Here is a 17,029-nt window from a genome sequence, read left to right as displayed (position 1 = left end):
GGAAGTGCATCACGCCCAGGTGTAATACGCGAAGATCAGGAACGCGGGCACCAAGAAGTCGCTCACCAAGATCAGGGTGTTGTTGATCGCGAAATTGCGCTCCTTGACTATCGAGCGGATGTGACCGATGCCGCAACCAACGCGGAAGATGGAGCTAGCGAGAATCACGGCGAGAGAAAACTCGATCGAGTAGCTCGCGGCCATCAGACCGACGATTCCGAACGCCAGGTCGGCGAACCCGACCTCGAGTTCGTAGGGGCTCTTCTCAAATCCGATCGTCTTCGAGATCCTGCGCCCGAAGAAGAGATGTGCGATGCCCGCACCAACGCCCGCCCACCCGATCATGTAGGTCACGGCGTTGGCGAGGAGTTGCTGCCCCCACTGTGCACCCGCACCGCCGGCGAACTGGATGATGGTGACGATCACGAAGAGGATGACGCCGATGAGGGGCAAGATGCCGCCGGCGAGCGAACTCTTGGCGGGGGTGACGGGCTGGTCTGCAGGAGCAGAAGTTGTCATCTGTTCATTGTGGCACCGGGTGGCGCGCCACCGATAGGGCGAAATGACTAGCATTCGCTGCCGGACTGTGCTTCCGGCAGGTCGTCCTCAACGATGGAAGTCCTTTGTCCTGAAGCGGCAACCGCACGTTGTCCCACCGATCGGGCCCTAGGGCCCAGCAGGTCTCGTCGGCTGCTCCTGCCCTGCGGGGTTGTGCACCGTCATCGACGACGGCAGCAGACCCGGCGTCATAGGGCCAAAACGTGGTCTGAGAGCCGTGAAGCAACCAACTAGAGTGCCGCTACAAATGGCGAAACCCCCTGATTACTCAGGAGGTTTCTGTGGTGCCCGCGACAGGATTCGAACCTACGACCTTCTGCTCCGGAGGCAGACGCTCTATCCACTGAGCTACGCGGGCAACGGATGCAATGCTATCACCACCTTGGGGCGGCTCCCAAAACGAAACCGCGTGCAATCGAGTCTCGATTGCACGCGGTTGACGTGTCCTGTGGGCTCAGGCGCCCTTCATGGCTTTGCGGCCCGGGACGTACTCCCAATGCCAGAGTTCGTAGGAGTTCCGCTGAGCCCAGTCCGGGTTCTCCCAGCCGTATTCCTTCGCGTGGGCGACGAGCCATTCGTACTGCACGCCGGTGCCTGTCTGGGTGCCGCCGCCGAGGTCGAGGGCCAGGCCCCAACCATGGTTCGACGTGCCTGGACGGGCAGCGAAGCCCGGCTTGCGGTGGGCCACCGAGATCTGGGATTCGAGGGAGCGATACGAGTCGGTGATGGCGAGCTCTTTGCCGGTGTCCTTCTTGAACGCGGCATTCATCTTCGCGAACGACACTGCGGCATCGGCACGCAGCTTGTGGTCGCCGACGCCGATCTTGCACAGCCAGTCCGACGGCAGTTCGCCGTTGGAGGCCTCGCCCTTCGGCGCGTCTCCTTCGCAACCGGGCAGTACGGTCTTCTTGATCGCACGAGAGGCGGCCTCGACCTTGGTCTGCTTGGCGCTGGGCGCACCGATGGCCATGCTGGTCTTCTCGTCATCTGCTTTGATGTTCGCGGAGACAGATTCGGCATTGATGGCACGCGTCTGTGACTTCGCGGCAGTCTCGTCGACCTTGACTTCCTGGCTCCCGCTCATGTTTCCAGCGATCATCACGGCCGCAATGGCAGTGCCGGTCACAGACACAGTGGCGAGTGCGGAGATCGTCGTCACCCGACGCCGGCGCACCGACCGCAGCAGCGAACCGTCGGAGCCGCGCCGACCCATCTGGGCGGCGACGAAGGCGCTTCCCCCTGTGTCGGCGGTGCTTGTCTGAAGGTTGACTGCGGACTCTTTGGCCATCGCAGCGCGACGGGGAGAGCCTGCTGCTGCTCTGGCCTCGGCCGCCATGGCGGCCCGTCGGGGCGAGAGCTCTGGTGTCCGAGCGGACTCGGGTGCCTGCGACTCCGGTGTCGCGGTCTGCCGAGTGAAGAACGATGAGGCTGGTGAGGACGCGTGCTGCTTGCGCAGATCGCGGCGGCGAATCGGTGCTGCCTCCGCGGTCGAGGTGTCACTCGACATAATGCTCCGTACTGTTGTCTGTCCTGTGGTCCTGATTTCGGCCGCCAACATCCCGGGCGAGTGAAATCCTTATGTCACAACACTATAACGACCTCGTTACAAAAAGTCACTTCTTGTTCATTATCGGCGCGTGACCTCGATATATGCCGCAGATCCGTGTCTCAACAGGTCACGAATACACAATTGGACCTATCGAAAAGGTCCGATTCGTTACATTTCGTTACAGAAAACCGTGCTCCGGAGCGAGCCGGGTCACACTCCCAGCTCGCTCCGTGCGCGATCTCACGCTCAGTGAGCGAAGCGTCCCCGCTGCATGGCGTCCTGGACCTCGCCGACCAGTTCCTCGAGGACGTCCTCGAGGAACAGGAGGCCCAGAACCTGACCATTGGCAGCGACGACCCGCGCCACGTGGATGCCCGCTTTCTGCATCTGCGCCAGGGCTTCCTCCACCTCATCGTCGAACTTCACGGTGAAGAGAGGTCGGAATCGCTTACCCGGCACGGGCGAATCGTATTCGAGGTCGCTGTCGGCGTAGAGGACGTCCTTGATGTGGAGATAGTTCTCCGGGTATCCCTCCGCATCGATGACGAAGTAACGGGAGAACCCGGTCTTGCCGACGAGCGTGACCAGCTCATCCGGGCTCACCCGCCCGGATATCGTGACTATCTCGAGCATCGGGACCATGATGTCAGCGGCCGTCTTGTCGCTGAACTCGAGGGCACCCTTGAGCAGACCGGTGTCATCGGTGAGCAGTCCCTCACGTTTGGACTCGGCGACGATGGATTCGACCTGTTCGATCGTGAAGGCCTCGTTGACCTCGTCACGGGGTTCGATCTTGAACAGACGCAAGATCGAGTTCGCCAGACTGTTCAGCGGTCGAATGACGAAGCCGAACACTTTGGCCAGGAACACCAGCGGCCGTGCCAACAGCATCACAGCGGTGCCTGATGAGGCCAACGCCATGTTCTTGGGCACCATCTCTCCGATCACCACGTGCAGATACGTGACGACGCCGAGAGCCAGGATGAAGGAGATCGTCGATGACAGTCCGGCAGGGATGCCCAATCCTTCGAGCGGCCCGGACAGGAGGTGGTGGATGGCCGGTTCCGCAACGTTGCCGAGCAGCAGCGAGCAGACCGTGATGCCGAGCTGGCAGATCGCCAGCATCAGAGACACGTGCTCCATCGCGTAGAGAGCAGTCTTCGCAGCCGCGGAGCCCTCTTGGGCCCGCGGTTCGATCTGGGAGCGTTTGGCCGCCACCACAGCGAATTCCGCGGCGACGAAGAAGGAGTTGCCCAGCAGGAGGACCACGAGCCAGATGAGGCCCATCCAATCAGCGCCCATCAGAGCTCACCTCCCAGTTCGTAGCCTGCGGCATCGGTTGCGCGCAGCAGGATCCGAAGCCGTTCGATCCGTCGTCCATGCATCCGCTCGACCCGGATGAGAGCGTCGTCGGTGCGCACCTGGTCCCCGGGTTCCGGGATCCGCCCCAGCTCCTTGAGGACATAGCCGGCCAAGGTCTCGTAGTCGGAGTCCTCGGGGATCTCGAGGCCGATCGTCGACAAGACTTCGTCGGGGCGCAGCTGACCGGGAACGATCCACGTACCGTCGCGGGCGGGCCGTGCTGCCACACGCATCCGATCGTGTTCATCGGCGACTTCACCGACCAGTTCTTCGACGACGTCTTCGAGTGTCACCACGCCGGCGGTGCCACCGAATTCGTCGACGACGACGGCCATCTGCAGCCCCTGAGCGCGCAGCTCCATGAGCAGCGGATCGAGTCGCAGAGTTTCGGGGATCTCGGTCACGTCGGTCATCAGCCCGCCTGCGTAGGCATCGTCGCGGTTCGACAGCGGCACGGCGAAGGCCTGCTTGACGTGGACGACTCCCACGATGTGGTCCTTGTCCTCGCCGGCCACCGGGAAGCGGGAGTATCCGGTCTCACGGGCCTGTTCGATGATCTGCCGGGCAGTTGTGTCCTTGACCACCGAGGACATCCGGGTCCGCGGTGTCATGACGTCCTCGGCGCTGCGCTCGGAGAAGCTGAGCGTGCGCTCGAGCAGATCCGCTGTCTGCTCATCGAGCATCCCCTCTTCAGCGGAGTGTCTGACCAGTGAGGTGAGCTCTTCGGGAGAGCGCCCCACCGACCCCTCCTCCTGCGGCTCGATGCCCACGGAGAGAAGGATCTTGTTGGCGGTGCCGTTGAGCACCGCGATGACCGGTTTGAAGACGACGGAGAAGCCGTACTGGAAGGGAGCCGCGATCCGCCCAGCCGCCAGTGGTGCCGCGATCGCCAGATTCTTGGGCACCAGTTCGCCGAAGATCATCGACAGGATCGTGGAGACGATGAGGGCGATGACCAGGGCGATCGGAGCCGACAGTCCAGGGCTGGCACCCCAGGCCTCGAACACCGAAGCGAGGATCTTGCCGAGCGAGGGCTCCATCAGATAACCGGTGAGCAGCGTCGTGATCGTGATGCCCACCTGAGCAGCGGAGAGCTGCGTGGACAGATGGGTCATCGAATGGCGCAGGGTCTTCGCACCGAACACGCCGTCTTCGACAGCTTTGTCCGCGGTGAAGCGATCGAGGGTGAGAAGGGAGAACTCTGCGGCGACGAAGATTCCGGTGCCGCAAATGAGGACGAGGGCTAAGGCAAGGTAAAGCCATTCCATCAGTGACGATCCCTGCCGTCCGACGTCCGAGGATCAGGGGATGTGTGTCGACAGACCGCCGCGGGGTGGGGGTCGTCGTCTGAGGCGCCGGCTTCCCGCCGGCCGGGACTGTCACTGTGCATGAGGAGAGTTTACCAACTTCCGGCCAGGGGGCGGCCTTCTTCGTAGCCGGCTGCGCTCTGCACGCCGACTGTCGCCAGGTCGGCGAACTCCGCGAGGTTCCTGGCCCCCGCGTAGGTGAAGGAGCTGCGCACTCCGGAGGTGATTCCGTCGAGCAGGTCCTCGACGCCGGGAGACTCCGGGTCGATGTACATCGTCGACGAGGAGATGCCCTCTTCAAACAGTCCCTTCCGAGCACGCGAGAAGGCGGACTCGGTGCGTGTCCGGTTCGCCACCGCGCGGGCCGAGGCCATTCCGAAGCTCTCCTTGTACTTGCGGCCATCTCCGTCGACGAGGAGGTCGCCCGGGGATTCGTGCGTGCCGGCGAACCAGGATCCGATCATCACCTGCGATGCGCCGGCAGCCAGTGCCAGGGCGACGTCGCGGGGGTAGCGGACTCCCCCGTCGGCCCACACATGGGCACCCAGCTCACGGGCCGCCTCGGCGCATTCGCGGACTGCGGAGAACTGCGGACGCCCAACGGCCGTCATCATCCGGGTCGTGCACATGGCCCCCGGACCGACTCCAACCTTGACGATCTGAGCGCCGGCCGAGACGAGGTCACGGACCCCGTCGGCGGTGACGACGTTGCCGGCGACGATCGGAACGCCGAGGTCGGCGGAGGCGATCGAACTCAGGGCATCGAGCATCTTCACCTGATGTCCGTGCGCGGTGTCGACGACGAGGACGTCTGCGCCGGCCTCGACGAGTGCCCGGGCACGCTCGGCGGCATTGCCGTTGACGCCGACGGCCACGGCGATCTTCAGCCGACCCTGGGCGTCGAGGTTGGGGCTGTAGATCGAGGATCGCAGCAGCGATTTCGGGGTCAGTGAGCCGAGCACCGTGCCGGTGGCATCGACGACGGCGGCGAACGGAGTCCGCGACTCGTTCATCGTCTCGAACAGGGCTTCGAGTGCGGCAGGGTCCGACCAGTCGAACTCCGAGTCGGTGATCACGTGCGAGGAGGACTCGAGCAGCTCGGACACCGAGGTGAAGCGGTCGACGTCGGACAGGTTGGCCGAATCGATGATCCCCTCGAGCTTTCCGGACTCGTCGACGACGACGCCGAACCCGTGAGAGCGCTTGGCCAGGACGTGCAGGGCGCTGAGCACCGTATCGTCCGGGGAGAACCGCAGGGCGGACTCGAAGACCCGGTCGCGGCTCTTGACCCACGCGATGGTGTCCTTCGCCGCAGTCAGGGGAATGTCTTGGGGCAGGACTGCCAGACCGCCTCGGCGCGCCATTGTTTCGGCCATCCGACGCCCGGACACGGCCGTCATATTGGCGGCTACGATCGGCGTCGTGGAGCCTGAGGGATCGATCGTCGTCAGGTCGACGTCGAAGCGCGATGTCAGCGACGAGGAGTTGGGGACGAGGAAGACGTCGGAGTACGTCAGATCCGTATTGGGGCCATTTGAGATGAAACGCATAACACTATTGTCCCCTATGCGGACATACACGGGCACATCGCGTTAGGCTGGTCATGTCGTTAAGCAGCAATTCTTGAATCAGGAAGTAGGCGATCAACGCCGTGTCCGTCAATACTCCGAACCGCACCGTCGACGATTTCGGGTCGAATGAGTGGTTGGTCGAGGAATTGTATGAACAGTACAAGTCCGATAAGAACTCGGTCGACCAGTCATGGTGGCCCTTCTTCGACAAGTACGAGAAGAACGGCGGAGGGGGTGCTGCGAAACCTGCTGCCTCCAAGCCGCCCGCGAAGGCAGCTGCGAAACCTGCCAAGAAACCCGCGGAGAAGTCAGCCGAATCCACGGTCGATGAGAGCCCCCGCGGCGTCTCGCCGTCGTCGGCACAGACTGAGACCTTGAAGGCCGAGACGAAGTCCGTGCCCAAGGTCGTCGCCAAGGAAACCGAGCCCAAGCCGGCGCCCGAGGAGACCGTGACCCCCCTGCGCGGCCCTGCGAAGCTCATCGCGAAGAACATGGACGACTCGATCGAGGTCCCCACCGCCACCTCGGTGCGGGCACTGCCTGCCAAGGCGCTCATCGACAACCGCATCGTCATCAATTCGCACCTCAAGCGGACCCGCGGCGGGAAGGTCTCCTTCACCCACCTCATCGGATTCGCCGTCATCCGCGCTCTGCAGAACTTCCCGTCGCAGAACGTCTCCTATGATGTCCGCGACGGCAAGCCCGTCTCCGTCTCCCCCGCCCACATCAACTTCGGTCTCGCCATCGACGTACCGAAGAAGGACGGCTCCCGCACACTGTTGGTGCCCAACGTCAAAAAGGCCGAAACGCTGACCTTCCGTCAGTTCGTCGATGCCTACGACGGTCTCGTCGACAAGGCGCGCAAGGGCAAGCTCACCGCCGATGACTTCGCAGGCACCACGGTCTCGCTGACGAACCCCGGCGGCATCGGCACAGTCCACTCCGTGCCCCGCCTGACCAAGGGCCAGGGCTGCATCATCGGTGTCGGCGCTCTCGACTACCCGGCGGAGTTCCAGGGTGCGAGCCAGCAGACGATCAACAAACTGGCCGTGTCCAAGGTCCTGACCCTGACCTCGACCTACGATCACCGTGTGATCCAGGGTGCGGGCTCCGGCGAATTCCTCAAGCTCGTCCACAGCTACCTGCTGGGCGAAGACGGCTTCTACGATGACGTCTTCGAATCGCTGCGTCTGCCCTACGAACCCGTGCGCTGGGTTCCCGACGTCTCGGCCGAGGACCAGGACGACGTCAACAAGACCGCCCGCGTCATCGAGCTCATCGACGCCTACCGCTCACGCGGTCACCTGATGGCGAACATCGATCCGCTGGTCTACCGCCAGCGTTCGCACCCGGATCTCGACATCAACCAGCACGGACTGACCCTGTGGGACCTCGAGCGCGAGTTCCCCACCGGCGGCTTCGGCGCCAAGCCGATGATGCCCTTCCGCAGCATCCTCGGACTGCTGCGCGAGAGCTACTGCCGCACGATCGGCTTCGAGTACATGCACATCGCCGATCCGCTGCAGCGCCGCTGGTTCCAGTCGAAGATCGAGGTTCCCCATCAGGAGCTGACCCGCTCCGAGCAGGGTCATATCCTCGGTCGTCTCAACGCTGCGGAGGCCTTCGAGACCTTCCTGCAGACGAAGTACATCGGACAGAAGCGCTTCAGCCTCGAAGGCGGAGAATCCGCGATCGTCCTCCTCGACGAGGTCCTCAACCAGTCGGCTGACTCGGGCCTCGAGCAGGTCGCCATCGGCATGGCCCACCGCGGTCGACTCAACGTGCTGACGAACATCGCCGGCAAGTCCTACGCACAGATGTTCCGCGAGTTCGACGGCACCATGTCTCCTGACAGCGTGCAGGGCTCTGGCGACGTCAAGTACCACCTGGGCACCGAGGGGTCGTTCACCTCACCAGCAGGCAATACCACCGACGTCTACGTCGCTGCGAACCCGAGCCACCTCGAGACCGTCAACCCTGTCCTCGAGGGCATCGTCCGCGCGAAGCAGGATCTCATCGATCAGGGCGAATCCGGCTTCACTGTCCTGCCCGTGCTCGTCCACGGCGACGCCGCATTCGCTGGTCAGGGTGTCGTCACCGAGACCCTCAACCTCTCAGAACTGCGCGGCTATCGCACCGGCGGTACGATCCACGTCATCATCAACAACCAGGTTGGCTTCACCACTCCGCCGGCATCGGCACGCTCGTCCTTCTACTGCACGGACGTCGCGAAGTCGATCAACGCGCCGATCTTCCACGTCAACGGCGATGACCCCGAGGCTGTCGTCCGGGCCGCTCGCCTGGCCTTCGAATACCGCCAGGAGTTCAACCGCGACGTGATCATCGATCTCGTGTGCTACCGCCGCCGCGGCCACAACGAGGGTGACGATCCGTCGATGACCCAGCCGACCATGTACTCCCTCATCGAGAAGAAGGGTTCGGTGCGCAAGCTCTACACCGAGTCCCTCGTGGGCAGGAAGTGCATCACCGACGACGAGGCAGCCGAAGCGCTCAAGGACTACCAGTCCAAGCTCGAGTCGGCATTCGCCGAGACCAAGGCCGCGGAGACCGGACCGTACGACGGCGATGCGTTCAATTCGCCTCACGTGCCCAGCGATATCGAGGCGTACAACGACACGGAGACCGCGATCAGCGCGGACACCCTCCAGCGCATCGGCGATGCCTTCGCCGAGGTGCCTGAGGGCTTCACGGTCCACAAGAAGCTGCGGGCTCTGCTCGAGAAGCGCAAGGAGATGGTCCGTTCCGGTGGCATCGACTGGGGCTTCGCCGAGCTTCTGGCCTTCGGCTCGCTGCTCATGGATGGCATCCCGGTCCGCCTCGCCGGCCAGGATTCCCGCCGCGGTACCTTCGTCCAGCGCCACTCGGTCCTCATCGACTCCGTCAACGGCAATGAGTGGACTCCGCTGCAGAACCTCAGCGAGGAGCAGGCCCGCTTCTGGGTCTACGACTCCCTGCTCAGCGAATACGCCGCCGTCGGCTTCGAGTACGGCTATTCGGTCGAACGCACGGATGCCCTGGTCGCATGGGAAGCCCAGTTCGGCGACTTCGCGCAGGGTGCCCAGTCCGTCATCGACGAGTTCATCTCCTCATCTGAGCAGAAATGGCAGCAGAACTCGGGCGTCGTCATGCTCCTGCCCCACGGCTACGAGGGACAGGGACCCGACCACTCGTCGGCGCGCATCGAGCGTTACCTGCAGCTGTGTGCCGAGTCGAACATGACCGTCGCGCTCCCATCGAACGGCGCCTCGTACTTCCACCTCCTGCGCCGTCACGCGATGACGACGAACAAGCGTCCGCTCATCGTCTTCACTCCGAAGTCGATGCTGCGTCTCAAGGCCGCTGCGAACGCCCCGGAGGACTTCACCAACGGCACGTTCGAGCCCGTCATCGACGATTCCACTGTCGACCCGGCTCAGGTCGAACGCATCGTGCTCGTCTCCGGCAAGCTCTACTGGCAGCTGGAGGCCGAGCGGGAGAAGACCGGCGATACGAAGACCGCACTCATCCGCGTCGAGCAGCTCTACCCGCTCGATGAGGAGTCCATCACCGCGGTGCTCGATCGCTACCCGGCCGGTGCTCAGCTCGTCTGGGCCCAGGAAGAGCCGGAGAACCAGGGCGCATGGCCGTTCATGGCTCTCAACCTTCCGCAGCTGCTCGGGGACCGCGAGCTCACGGTCGTCTCACGTCCGGCTTCGGCCGCGACCGCGACCGGACTCAAGCACATCCACGAACTGCAGCAGCAGAAGGTCGTCGATCAGGTCTTCCGCCGGTGAGCTCCGAATCCCCGACGACCGTCGCAGTGATCGGTGGCCCGCTCGTCGCCGGTCACGGCGACGGGCGTGGGCTCGGATGGGTTGGCCGCGTCACTGCCAGAACGCTGCCGAGTCTTCCCGAGCTCCGGGTTTTCCCCCTGGCGGTCCCCCACGAGGATTCCGCCGGGCTGCATGCCCGCACCATCGCCGAGGCGTCGCTGCGCTTCACCTCGGACGGTGACAACCGACTCGTGTTGGCTCTGGGGTCTGGAGATCTCGACACCGGCCGGTCGGTTGCCAGGGCGCGACTCGACGTCGCCAATGTCCTCGATGAGGCGTTGGCACGTAAGGTCTCGGCTTTCGTCATCGGCCCTCCGCCCGAGTACAACTCGGATCGGAACCGAGCGATCGCTGAGCTCAACACGAGCTTCTCGGATGTCGCCAAACGCCGTGGGATCACCTACGTCGATACGTTCACCCCGTTGCTCGGACATCCGGTGTGGCAACGGGAGATCGCGTCGTCACGAGATCATCAGCCGGCGCAGGAGGGCTACGGTCTTCTCGCCTGGCTGGTGCTCCACCGGGGTTGGTTCCCGTGGCTCGGTGTCCAGGACGTCCTGGGCGACAGCTGAGCACGGCGATACTTTGCCCTGACTCTGTGAACATGAAAGAATGAACCGTCTATTGAAGGAGGACTGCTATGAGCAAGCGAGGCCGCAAACGTCGCGATCGCAAACGCCGTAATGCGAACCACGGCAATCGTCCGAACAGCTGATGCACTGAGACCCTCAGTGTGAGAGAAGAGGGCGGGAAGAGTGAAAACTCTTCCCGCCCTCTTCTTCGTCTGTATACGGCTCTCAGAGCCCGGTGGCAGGTCCGACGTTTGGTTCGCGGGCGATCCGCTGACGGATCTTCTCGCGCAGACCCATCGGGGCCTGTTCGCGACTGCAGGACCGACGCACGAGCTCCTTGAGCAGGGCTTCGATCTCGTATTCGTCATGGCACGATGGGCAGTTGTCGAGATGGACCGAGATCTCACGGATCTCCGTCGTCGTCAGCTCCCCGTCAAGGTAGTGGTAGATGCGGGTGAGAGATTCCGCGCGGACGCTTTCGCAGCAGTCTTCGCCGTTCACTTCGCGCCTCCCTTCGCTGTGGAGAAGCCGCGGTCGGCGGCATAGTCGGCCAACATGTCGCGCAGCTGACGTCGCCCCCGGTGCAGACGCGACATCACGGTGCCGATCGGCGTCTCCATGATCTCGGCGATCTCCTTGTACGGAAGGCCTTCGACATCGGCGTAGTAGACCACCATCCGGAAGTCTTCGGGAAGCGCTGACAAAGCGTCCTTGACGTCCGAGTCGGGCAGATGATCGAGTGCCTCGAGTTCGGCTGAACGGCCGCCGGAGGACGAGTGGCTGTCCGCCTGGGCTATCTGCCAGTCTTCGATGTCCTCGCTGCCGTGCTGCTGCGGCTGGCGCTGCTTCTTCCGATAGTTGTTGATGAAGGTGTTCGTCAGAATCCGGTAGAGCCACGCCTTGAGGTTGGTCCCGGGCGTGTACTGGTGGAAGGCGGCGTAGGCCTTCGCATAGGCCTCTTGCACAAGGTCCTCGGCGTCTGCTGGGTTACGGGTCATCCGCAGAGCAGCCGCATAGAGCTGATTGAGGTACTCCAGAGCGTCACGCTCGAAACGGGCCGAACGCTCGGCCTTCGTCTCGGGGACTTCTTTGACTGATTCGGTCATCGTAGTCAATGGTACGCCCGTTCTCTCCAGGACGGCAGTGGCGTTCACAGACATCTCCTTCTGCCAATCGACTCAGCGTCGCAGGGTCACACCCTCGACGCGCATTACTGATTCCAACACCTCACCGGTGCCCCACTATTCCCGCACAGCAGTTATGCTTGCCAGTGAGATGCCCGACACGTAGGAAGGACCACAGTGTCTCCAATCAGATTCCTCGCACGGCCCATGCTGGCCGCAGGCTACATCAGCAACGGCGTCGACCGTCTGCGCCGACCGGAAGCAGCTGCCGCCACAATCGGCCCGCTGCTCACCCTCGCTCGCAAGCAGGTCGATATCCCCATCGACGCTCCGACCTTGGCTCGGGCCACCGGTGCGGCACAGATCGCCGCCGGATCGCTGCTGGCCATCGGTCGCTTCCCACGACTGAGCGCCACGATCCTCGTCGGCACCTACCTCCTCGACACCGTCGGCGAACGCATCGCCGGAGACAAGGCGACGTCGAAGGAGGAGAAGCGCGATCGCACCGAACGCACGCTGATCCGCACCTCGATGCTCGGCGGCGCCCTGCTCGCCAGCGTCGACACGGCCGGCAAGCCCGGTCTGTGGTGGCGCACGCAGCATGCCGCAGAAGATCTGTGGACCACTGTCGAGGACACCTCTAAACAGGCACTGAGTGCACTTGGCGTTGACTGATACACCCGCGTCCGCTGTCCCCGTGACCGGCGACTGGCTTGCGCCGGTCGCCGGTTCCGGCGTGACTGCCCATGCCAGTGTTCCCGGATCCAAATCCCTGACCAATCGATACCTCATCCTCGCGGCACTGGCTGAGTCCGATTCGGTGCTGCGCGGTTGGCTGCGCAGTCGCGACACTCTGCTGATGATCGATGCGCTGCGTGCCCTCGGCACCGTCATCGAAGAAGCAGACAACGGCGACCTCCTCATCACACCCATCGACTTCTCCGCGGCGACGAACGCCGCACCCGTCGTCATCGACTGCGGTCTCGCCGGCACGGTCATGCGCTTCGTTCCCCCGCTGGCCGCCGCCACCGGACGCGAGGTCATCCTCGATGGCGACGAACAGGCCCGCGTGCGCCCGATGTCGGTCACCATCGATGCGCTCACTCGCCTCGGTGCCTCCATCACCTCGGCAGAGGGCTTGCTGCCGATGACGATCCACGCGGATTCCTCGCTGCGCGGGGGTCACCTCGCCATCGATGCCAGCGCTTCGAGCCAGTTCGTCTCGGGACTGCTCCTGGCCGCACCGGTGATGCCGTTGGGCATCGAACTGGTCAACCAAGGTGAGCCGGTGCCCAGTCGTGCCCACGTCGACATGACGCTCGAAGTCCTCGCAGATGCCGGTGTTGACGTCACCGAGCCCGAACCCGAGCACTGGATCGTCGAACCGGGACTGCCCCGCGGTCTCGACGTCCTCGTCGAACCCGATCTCTCGAATGCGGCCGCGTTCGCCGCTGCCGCGGTGGCCACCGGCGGTGACGTCACCGTCCTCGACTGGCCCGTGCACACCACCCAGGCAGGTGACGGCTTCCGCGCCATCGCCGAGGCCTTCGGTGCCGAGGTCAGACTCGACCGCGACGGTCTGCACGTCCAGGGACCGCGTGCACTGCGCGCAGTCGACCTCGATCTGTCTGCGATCGGCGAGCTCACTCCCGTCGTCGCGGCTCTGGCAGCTCTGGCCGAAGGCACATCGCACCTGCATGGCATCGGCCACCTCCGCGGCCATGAGACCGACCGCCTCGCTGCTCTGCACCGCGAACTCAGCGCCATCGGCGTCGAGGTCGAGGAGCATCCCACGGCTCTCACAATCACGGGCTCACGTCCGGGACCCGGCATGTGGCACACGTACAACGACCATCGGATGGTCATGGCCGGTGCGATCCTCGCCCTGCGGACCGAAGGTCTGGTCATTGAGAATGCCGACACCGTGGCCAAGACGCTGCCCGAATTCACTCAGCTGTGGGAAGCCATGCTGAGTCCCGGAGCCTGAGATGACCCGCGTCTACCGCGACGAAGACTACCGGCCTCGTCCCAACAAGCGCGGCTCGCGCCCGCGAACGAAGAACCGCCCGAACCACGATGCCGCGGTCGACGGACTCGTCACCGCCGTTGACCGCGGCCGCTACCGCGTAGCCCTGACCGACGGTTCCGGCACTGGCTCGATCACCGCCGTGCGGGCATCCCATCTGCGCAAGGATGCGGTCGTGCCCGGCGACATCGTCAAACTCGTCGGGGACACCTCGGGCGGGAAAGACACTTTGGCCCGACTCGTCGAGATCACCGAGCGTCGCACTCTGCTGCGACGCAGCGCAGACGACACCGACCCGACCGAACGGGTCATCGTCGCCAATGTCGACGTGATGGGCATCGTCACCGCGACTGAGGACCCCGAACCGTCATTCGGGCTCATCGACCGCGCACTCACAGCGGCCTTCGACGCCGACGTCACTCCCCTGCTCATCGTCACGAAGACCGATCTGCGGCCCGCCGACGACATCGTCGAACGGTTCTCGGCCACCGGTGTCGAGATCATCTCCTCAGGGCTCCAGCCCGACGGAACACTGACCGATGCACCTGTCTTCGACCGGTTGCGGGGCCATCTCAGCGTCCTCGTCGGACACTCGGGGGTCGGCAAGTCGACCCTGATGAACGCACTGGTGCCCCGGGCCCACCGGGCCACCGGACACGTCAACGACGTCACCGGCCGGGGACGGCACACCTCTTCCTCGGCGATCTGTCTGCCCCTCGACGGCGGCGGCTGGCTCGTCGACACCCCGGGCGTGCGCAGCTTCGGACTGGCACACGTCGACCGCGAGACGCTCATCTCCGCGTTCCCGGAGCTCGTCGAGGCCACCGCCGACTGCCCCCGCGGCTGCACGCATCAGGCCGGCGCCCCCGGGTGCCGCCTCGACGCCTGGGTTGCTGAGGGCCAGGCCGGGCCGGGTGGAGTCTCACGATTGGAATCCCTGCGCAGGCTGCTGCCCAAGACTGGATAAGGTGGAGGCATGAACGACCTCGATCTGGCGATCGAACTCGCCGACCTCGCGGACTCCATCAGTCACCGGCACTTCATCGCACAGGACTTCGCCGTCGAGACGAAGCCCGACCTCACCCCCGTCACCGAATGCGACCGTGCCGTCGAAGCCGCCATCATGGATCGGCTCTCTGCTTCGCGCCCAGAGGACAGCGTCCTGGGTGAGGAGTTCGGATCGCACGGCACCTCGCCGAGGCGGTGGATCGTCGATCCTATCGACGGCACGAAGAACTTCGTCCGCGGAGTCCCGATCTGGGCTACGCTCATTTCCCTCTACGACGGGCAGACGCCGATCCTCGGTGTGGTCTCGGCGCCAGCTTTGGGCCGACGCTGGTGGGCGCAGATCGGTCACGGAGCCTTCGCCTCGGCGCTGGGCGGGGCACCGACTCAGCTGCGGGTCTCCGACGTCGACGACCTCGGTGATGCGTCCCTGTCCTACGCCTCGTTGGGCGGCTGGAAGGACCTGGGCATCCGCGAGGAATTCATCGGTCTGTGCGATGCGCTGTGGCGTACGCGAGGCTACGGCGACTTCTATTCGTACATGCTGGTCGCCGAAGGAGCCGTCGACATCGCCTGCGAACCGGAACTCGAACTCTACGATATGGGCGCGCTTGCCCCTATCGTCCTCGAAGCCGGGGGCTCGTTCACGAATACAGCCGGAGTTCCGGGACCTTTCGGCGGAAACGCGGTCGCCACGAATTCGCGGCTCCACGACTCGGTGCTCGACCGTTTGGGGCGGGTCGCGCCGCCGAATCTCGGCACCTGAGAGACGGCAACGATGAACAGGGAATTTCTCGGAGAAGGGGCTCGACATGCCTGATGTGATGCGTGCGGATCTGTGGCATCAGATGGCCGATGCGGCGGGCCTGGTCAATGCTGACGGAACGATCGGCGAGACCATCTACGGACAGATGACCAAACTCGCGGCGCAGATCGGAGCCGTCAACCTCGGGCAGGGAGCGCCGGGCACCGAACCTCCGGCTGCTCTCATCGACGCGGCCGCCCAGGCCATGCGGGAGGGCTTCAACCAATATGCCCCCGGGCAGGGCTTCCCGGCGCTGCTCGATGCCGTTGCGAAGCAGCGCCGACGCGACTTCGGCCAGGAGGTCCGTCCCGAGCAGGTGCTCTACACGTGCGGGGCCACAGAGGGCCTGACTGCCGCGATTCTGGCTCTCCTGCCGCGCGGTGGCAGCCTGTTGACCTTCGAGCCTTTCTACGACTCCTATCCGGCTGCCGTCGCGGCTGCGGGAGGGGAGCTGAGAACAGTGCCGATCATGCCCACCGCAGATGGTGGGTTCGCCCCCGATTGGACGAGCTTCGACGAGGCAGTCACCGGTGCCGCCACTCCCCCGTCGATCATCCTCATCAACACGCCACACAACCCGACGGGCTTCATGTTCTCGCCCGAGGATCTGGCGCGAATCGGCGAGGCCGCTGCCGCCGTCGACGCATGGGTGCTCACGGACGAAGTCTACGAGCAGCTGGTCCTCGACGGCGGCACCCACGTACCGCCGGCCGTGGCCATCGCCGACCCCTCTCGCGTCGTCACGGTCTCCTCGGCCGGGAAGTCGTGGAATGCCACCGGGTGGAAGGTCGGCTGGGTGATCGCCGAGCCCGAGGTCCGCGAAGCGATACAGACGGTCAAGCAGTTCCTCACCTTCACCGCGAGCGGGCCGATGCAGGTGGGTCTGGGTCGGATGCTCAGCGAGGATCCGAGCTTCGTGGATGAGAACCGGAAATCGCTGCGCGAACGCGCCGAGATGCTGGTGCCTGCCTGCCGTTCGGTGCCCGGTGCGATCGCGTCGACGCCGGCTGCCGGTTATTTCACGGTCATGGACTTCTCCGCGCTCACCGACCTCGACGCATTCGAACTCAACGATCTGCTGGCGCACAGGTATTCGCTCGTCGGCATCCCGGTTCCGGCCCTGTGCCGTCCGGGTTCTGCAGCACATGAGGCATACCGCACATCGATCAGGTACTCGTTCTGCAAATCCGCTGCCGACGTCGACCGTGGAGCTCAGCTGTTCCGGGTCCTCGCCGCTGAGCTGAGGACGAACCCCGAGGCGCTGCGCAGCGCTGCAGTCGCGCGCTGACGGCTCAGCAGGGAACGCAGGAGGGGCGG

The 17,029-nt window shown here is 64.4% G+C and carries 14 protein-coding genes and 1 tRNA gene; 7 read left to right on the top strand and 8 right to left on the bottom strand.

Annotation, left to right across the window (positions count from 1 at the left end; genetic code table 11):
• Positions 1–9 precede the first annotated feature (9 nt).
• The 6 genes from MPN20_RS00075 to MPN20_RS00050 form a co-directional block, all read right to left on the bottom strand.
• Complete coding sequence (locus MPN20_RS00075) at positions 10–519, bottom strand: DUF6790 family protein (RefSeq protein ID WP_242777831.1); 510 nt, start codon at positions 517–519, stop codon at positions 10–12.
• 321 nt (positions 520–840) lie between these two features.
• Positions 841–916: transfer RNA gene (locus MPN20_RS00070), tRNA-Arg, on the bottom strand.
• A gap of 96 nt (positions 917–1,012) precedes the next feature.
• On the bottom strand, positions 1,013–2,065 hold the full coding sequence (locus MPN20_RS00065; RefSeq protein ID WP_242777827.1) for a M15 family metallopeptidase: 1,053 nt from the start codon (positions 2,063–2,065) through the stop codon (positions 1,013–1,015).
• A gap of 288 nt (positions 2,066–2,353) precedes the next feature.
• Positions 2,354–3,409: a hemolysin family protein gene (locus MPN20_RS00060; protein WP_242777824.1), complete on the bottom strand. Its 1,056-nt coding sequence runs from the start codon at positions 3,407–3,409 to the stop codon at positions 2,354–2,356.
• Positions 3,409–4,737, bottom strand: a complete 1,329-nt coding sequence (locus tag MPN20_RS00055; RefSeq protein ID WP_242777821.1) for a hemolysin family protein — start codon at positions 4,735–4,737, stop codon at positions 3,409–3,411. The genes MPN20_RS00060 and MPN20_RS00055 overlap by 1 nt, the downstream gene beginning before the upstream one ends.
• Positions 4,738–4,868: 131 nt before the next feature.
• Entirely contained in the window at positions 4,869–6,326 is a 1,458-nt protein-coding gene (locus MPN20_RS00050; protein WP_242777818.1) for a GuaB1 family IMP dehydrogenase-related protein, read from the bottom strand.
• Positions 6,327–6,427: 101 nt separating this feature from the next.
• Between MPN20_RS00050 and MPN20_RS00045 the strand changes: the two genes are divergently transcribed.
• Both MPN20_RS00045 and MPN20_RS00040 read left to right on the top strand, forming a co-directional pair.
• Positions 6,428–10,141, top strand: coding sequence for a multifunctional oxoglutarate decarboxylase/oxoglutarate dehydrogenase thiamine pyrophosphate-binding subunit/dihydrolipoyllysine-residue succinyltransferase subunit (locus MPN20_RS00045; RefSeq protein WP_242777815.1), 3,714 nt, complete (start codon positions 6,428–6,430; stop codon positions 10,139–10,141).
• On the top strand, positions 10,138–10,752 hold the full coding sequence (locus tag MPN20_RS00040) for a GDSL-type esterase/lipase family protein (RefSeq protein WP_242777812.1): 615 nt from the start codon (positions 10,138–10,140) through the stop codon (positions 10,750–10,752). The genes MPN20_RS00045 and MPN20_RS00040 overlap by 4 nt, the downstream gene beginning before the upstream one ends.
• Positions 10,753–10,977: 225 nt before the next feature.
• Here the strand turns inward: MPN20_RS00040 and rsrA are convergent, their stop codons facing one another.
• Together rsrA and MPN20_RS00030 are read right to left on the bottom strand one after the other, a co-directional pair.
• Entirely contained in the window at positions 10,978–11,253 is a 276-nt protein-coding gene (gene rsrA / locus MPN20_RS00035; RefSeq protein ID WP_242777809.1) for a mycothiol system anti-sigma-R factor, read from the bottom strand.
• Positions 11,250–11,858: a sigma-70 family RNA polymerase sigma factor gene (locus tag MPN20_RS00030; protein ID WP_242777806.1), complete on the bottom strand. Its 609-nt coding sequence runs from the start codon at positions 11,856–11,858 to the stop codon at positions 11,250–11,252. Before MPN20_RS00030 ends, rsrA begins: the two co-directional genes overlap by 4 nt.
• Positions 11,859–12,053: 195 nt before the next feature.
• Between MPN20_RS00030 and MPN20_RS00025 the strand changes: the two genes are divergently transcribed.
• From MPN20_RS00025 to MPN20_RS00005, 5 genes are read left to right on the top strand one after another with little or no spacing between them, the layout of a single operon-like run.
• Positions 12,054–12,551 (top strand): DoxX family membrane protein, encoded by a 498-nt coding sequence (locus tag MPN20_RS00025; RefSeq protein ID WP_242777803.1) that lies wholly within the window; start codon positions 12,054–12,056, stop codon positions 12,549–12,551.
• On the top strand, positions 12,544–13,863 hold the full coding sequence (aroA, locus tag MPN20_RS00020; RefSeq protein WP_242777800.1) for a 3-phosphoshikimate 1-carboxyvinyltransferase: 1,320 nt from the start codon (positions 12,544–12,546) through the stop codon (positions 13,861–13,863). The genes MPN20_RS00025 and aroA overlap by 8 nt, the downstream gene beginning before the upstream one ends.
• A gap of 1 nt (position 13,864) precedes the next feature.
• Complete coding sequence (gene rsgA / locus MPN20_RS00015) at positions 13,865–14,869, top strand: ribosome small subunit-dependent GTPase A (protein ID WP_242777797.1); 1,005 nt, start codon at positions 13,865–13,867, stop codon at positions 14,867–14,869.
• A 9-nt stretch (positions 14,870–14,878) separates the two neighbouring features.
• Complete coding sequence (locus MPN20_RS00010; protein WP_242777794.1) at positions 14,879–15,673, top strand: inositol monophosphatase family protein; 795 nt, start codon at positions 14,879–14,881, stop codon at positions 15,671–15,673.
• A 46-nt stretch (positions 15,674–15,719) separates the two neighbouring features.
• On the top strand, positions 15,720–17,000 hold the full coding sequence (locus MPN20_RS00005; protein WP_242777791.1) for an aminotransferase class I/II-fold pyridoxal phosphate-dependent enzyme: 1,281 nt from the start codon (positions 15,720–15,722) through the stop codon (positions 16,998–17,000).
• Positions 17,001–17,029 lie beyond the last annotated feature (29 nt).

The sequence above is a fragment of the Brevibacterium sp. ZH18 genome (genome assembly GCF_022748595.1).
Classification (GTDB): Bacteria; Actinomycetota; Actinomycetes; order Actinomycetales; family Brevibacteriaceae; genus Brevibacterium.
Note: the sequence above shows the minus strand (reverse complement) of the source record. Positions and strands in the feature narration are given on the sequence as shown.

Bases quoted from the DNA above. Each gene is read 5' to 3' on its own strand.
- MPN20_RS00075 (WP_242777831.1), bottom strand. From the start codon at position 519: ATGACAACTTCTGCTCCTGCAGACCAGCCCGTCACCCCCGCCAAGAGT.
- MPN20_RS00065 (WP_242777827.1), bottom strand. From the start codon at position 2,065: ATGTCGAGTGACACCTCGACCGCGGAGGCAGCACCGATTCGCCGCCGC.
- MPN20_RS00060 (WP_242777824.1), bottom strand. From the start codon at position 3,409: ATGGGCGCTGATTGGATGGGCCTCATCTGGCTCGTGGTCCTCCTGCTG.
- MPN20_RS00055 (WP_242777821.1), bottom strand. From the start codon at position 4,737: ATGGAATGGCTTTACCTTGCCTTAGCCCTCGTCCTCATTTGCGGCACC.
- MPN20_RS00050 (WP_242777818.1), bottom strand. From the start codon at position 6,326: ATGCGTTTCATCTCAAATGGCCCCAATACGGATCTGACGTACTCCGAC.
- MPN20_RS00030 (WP_242777806.1), bottom strand. From the start codon at position 11,858: ATGACCGAATCAGTCAAAGAAGTCCCCGAGACGAAGGCCGAGCGTTCG.
- rsgA (WP_242777797.1), top strand. From the start codon at position 13,865: ATGACCCGCGTCTACCGCGACGAAGACTACCGGCCTCGTCCCAACAAG.
- MPN20_RS00010 (WP_242777794.1), top strand. From the start codon at position 14,879: ATGAACGACCTCGATCTGGCGATCGAACTCGCCGACCTCGCGGACTCC.
- MPN20_RS00005 (WP_242777791.1), top strand. From the start codon at position 15,720: ATGCCTGATGTGATGCGTGCGGATCTGTGGCATCAGATGGCCGATGCG.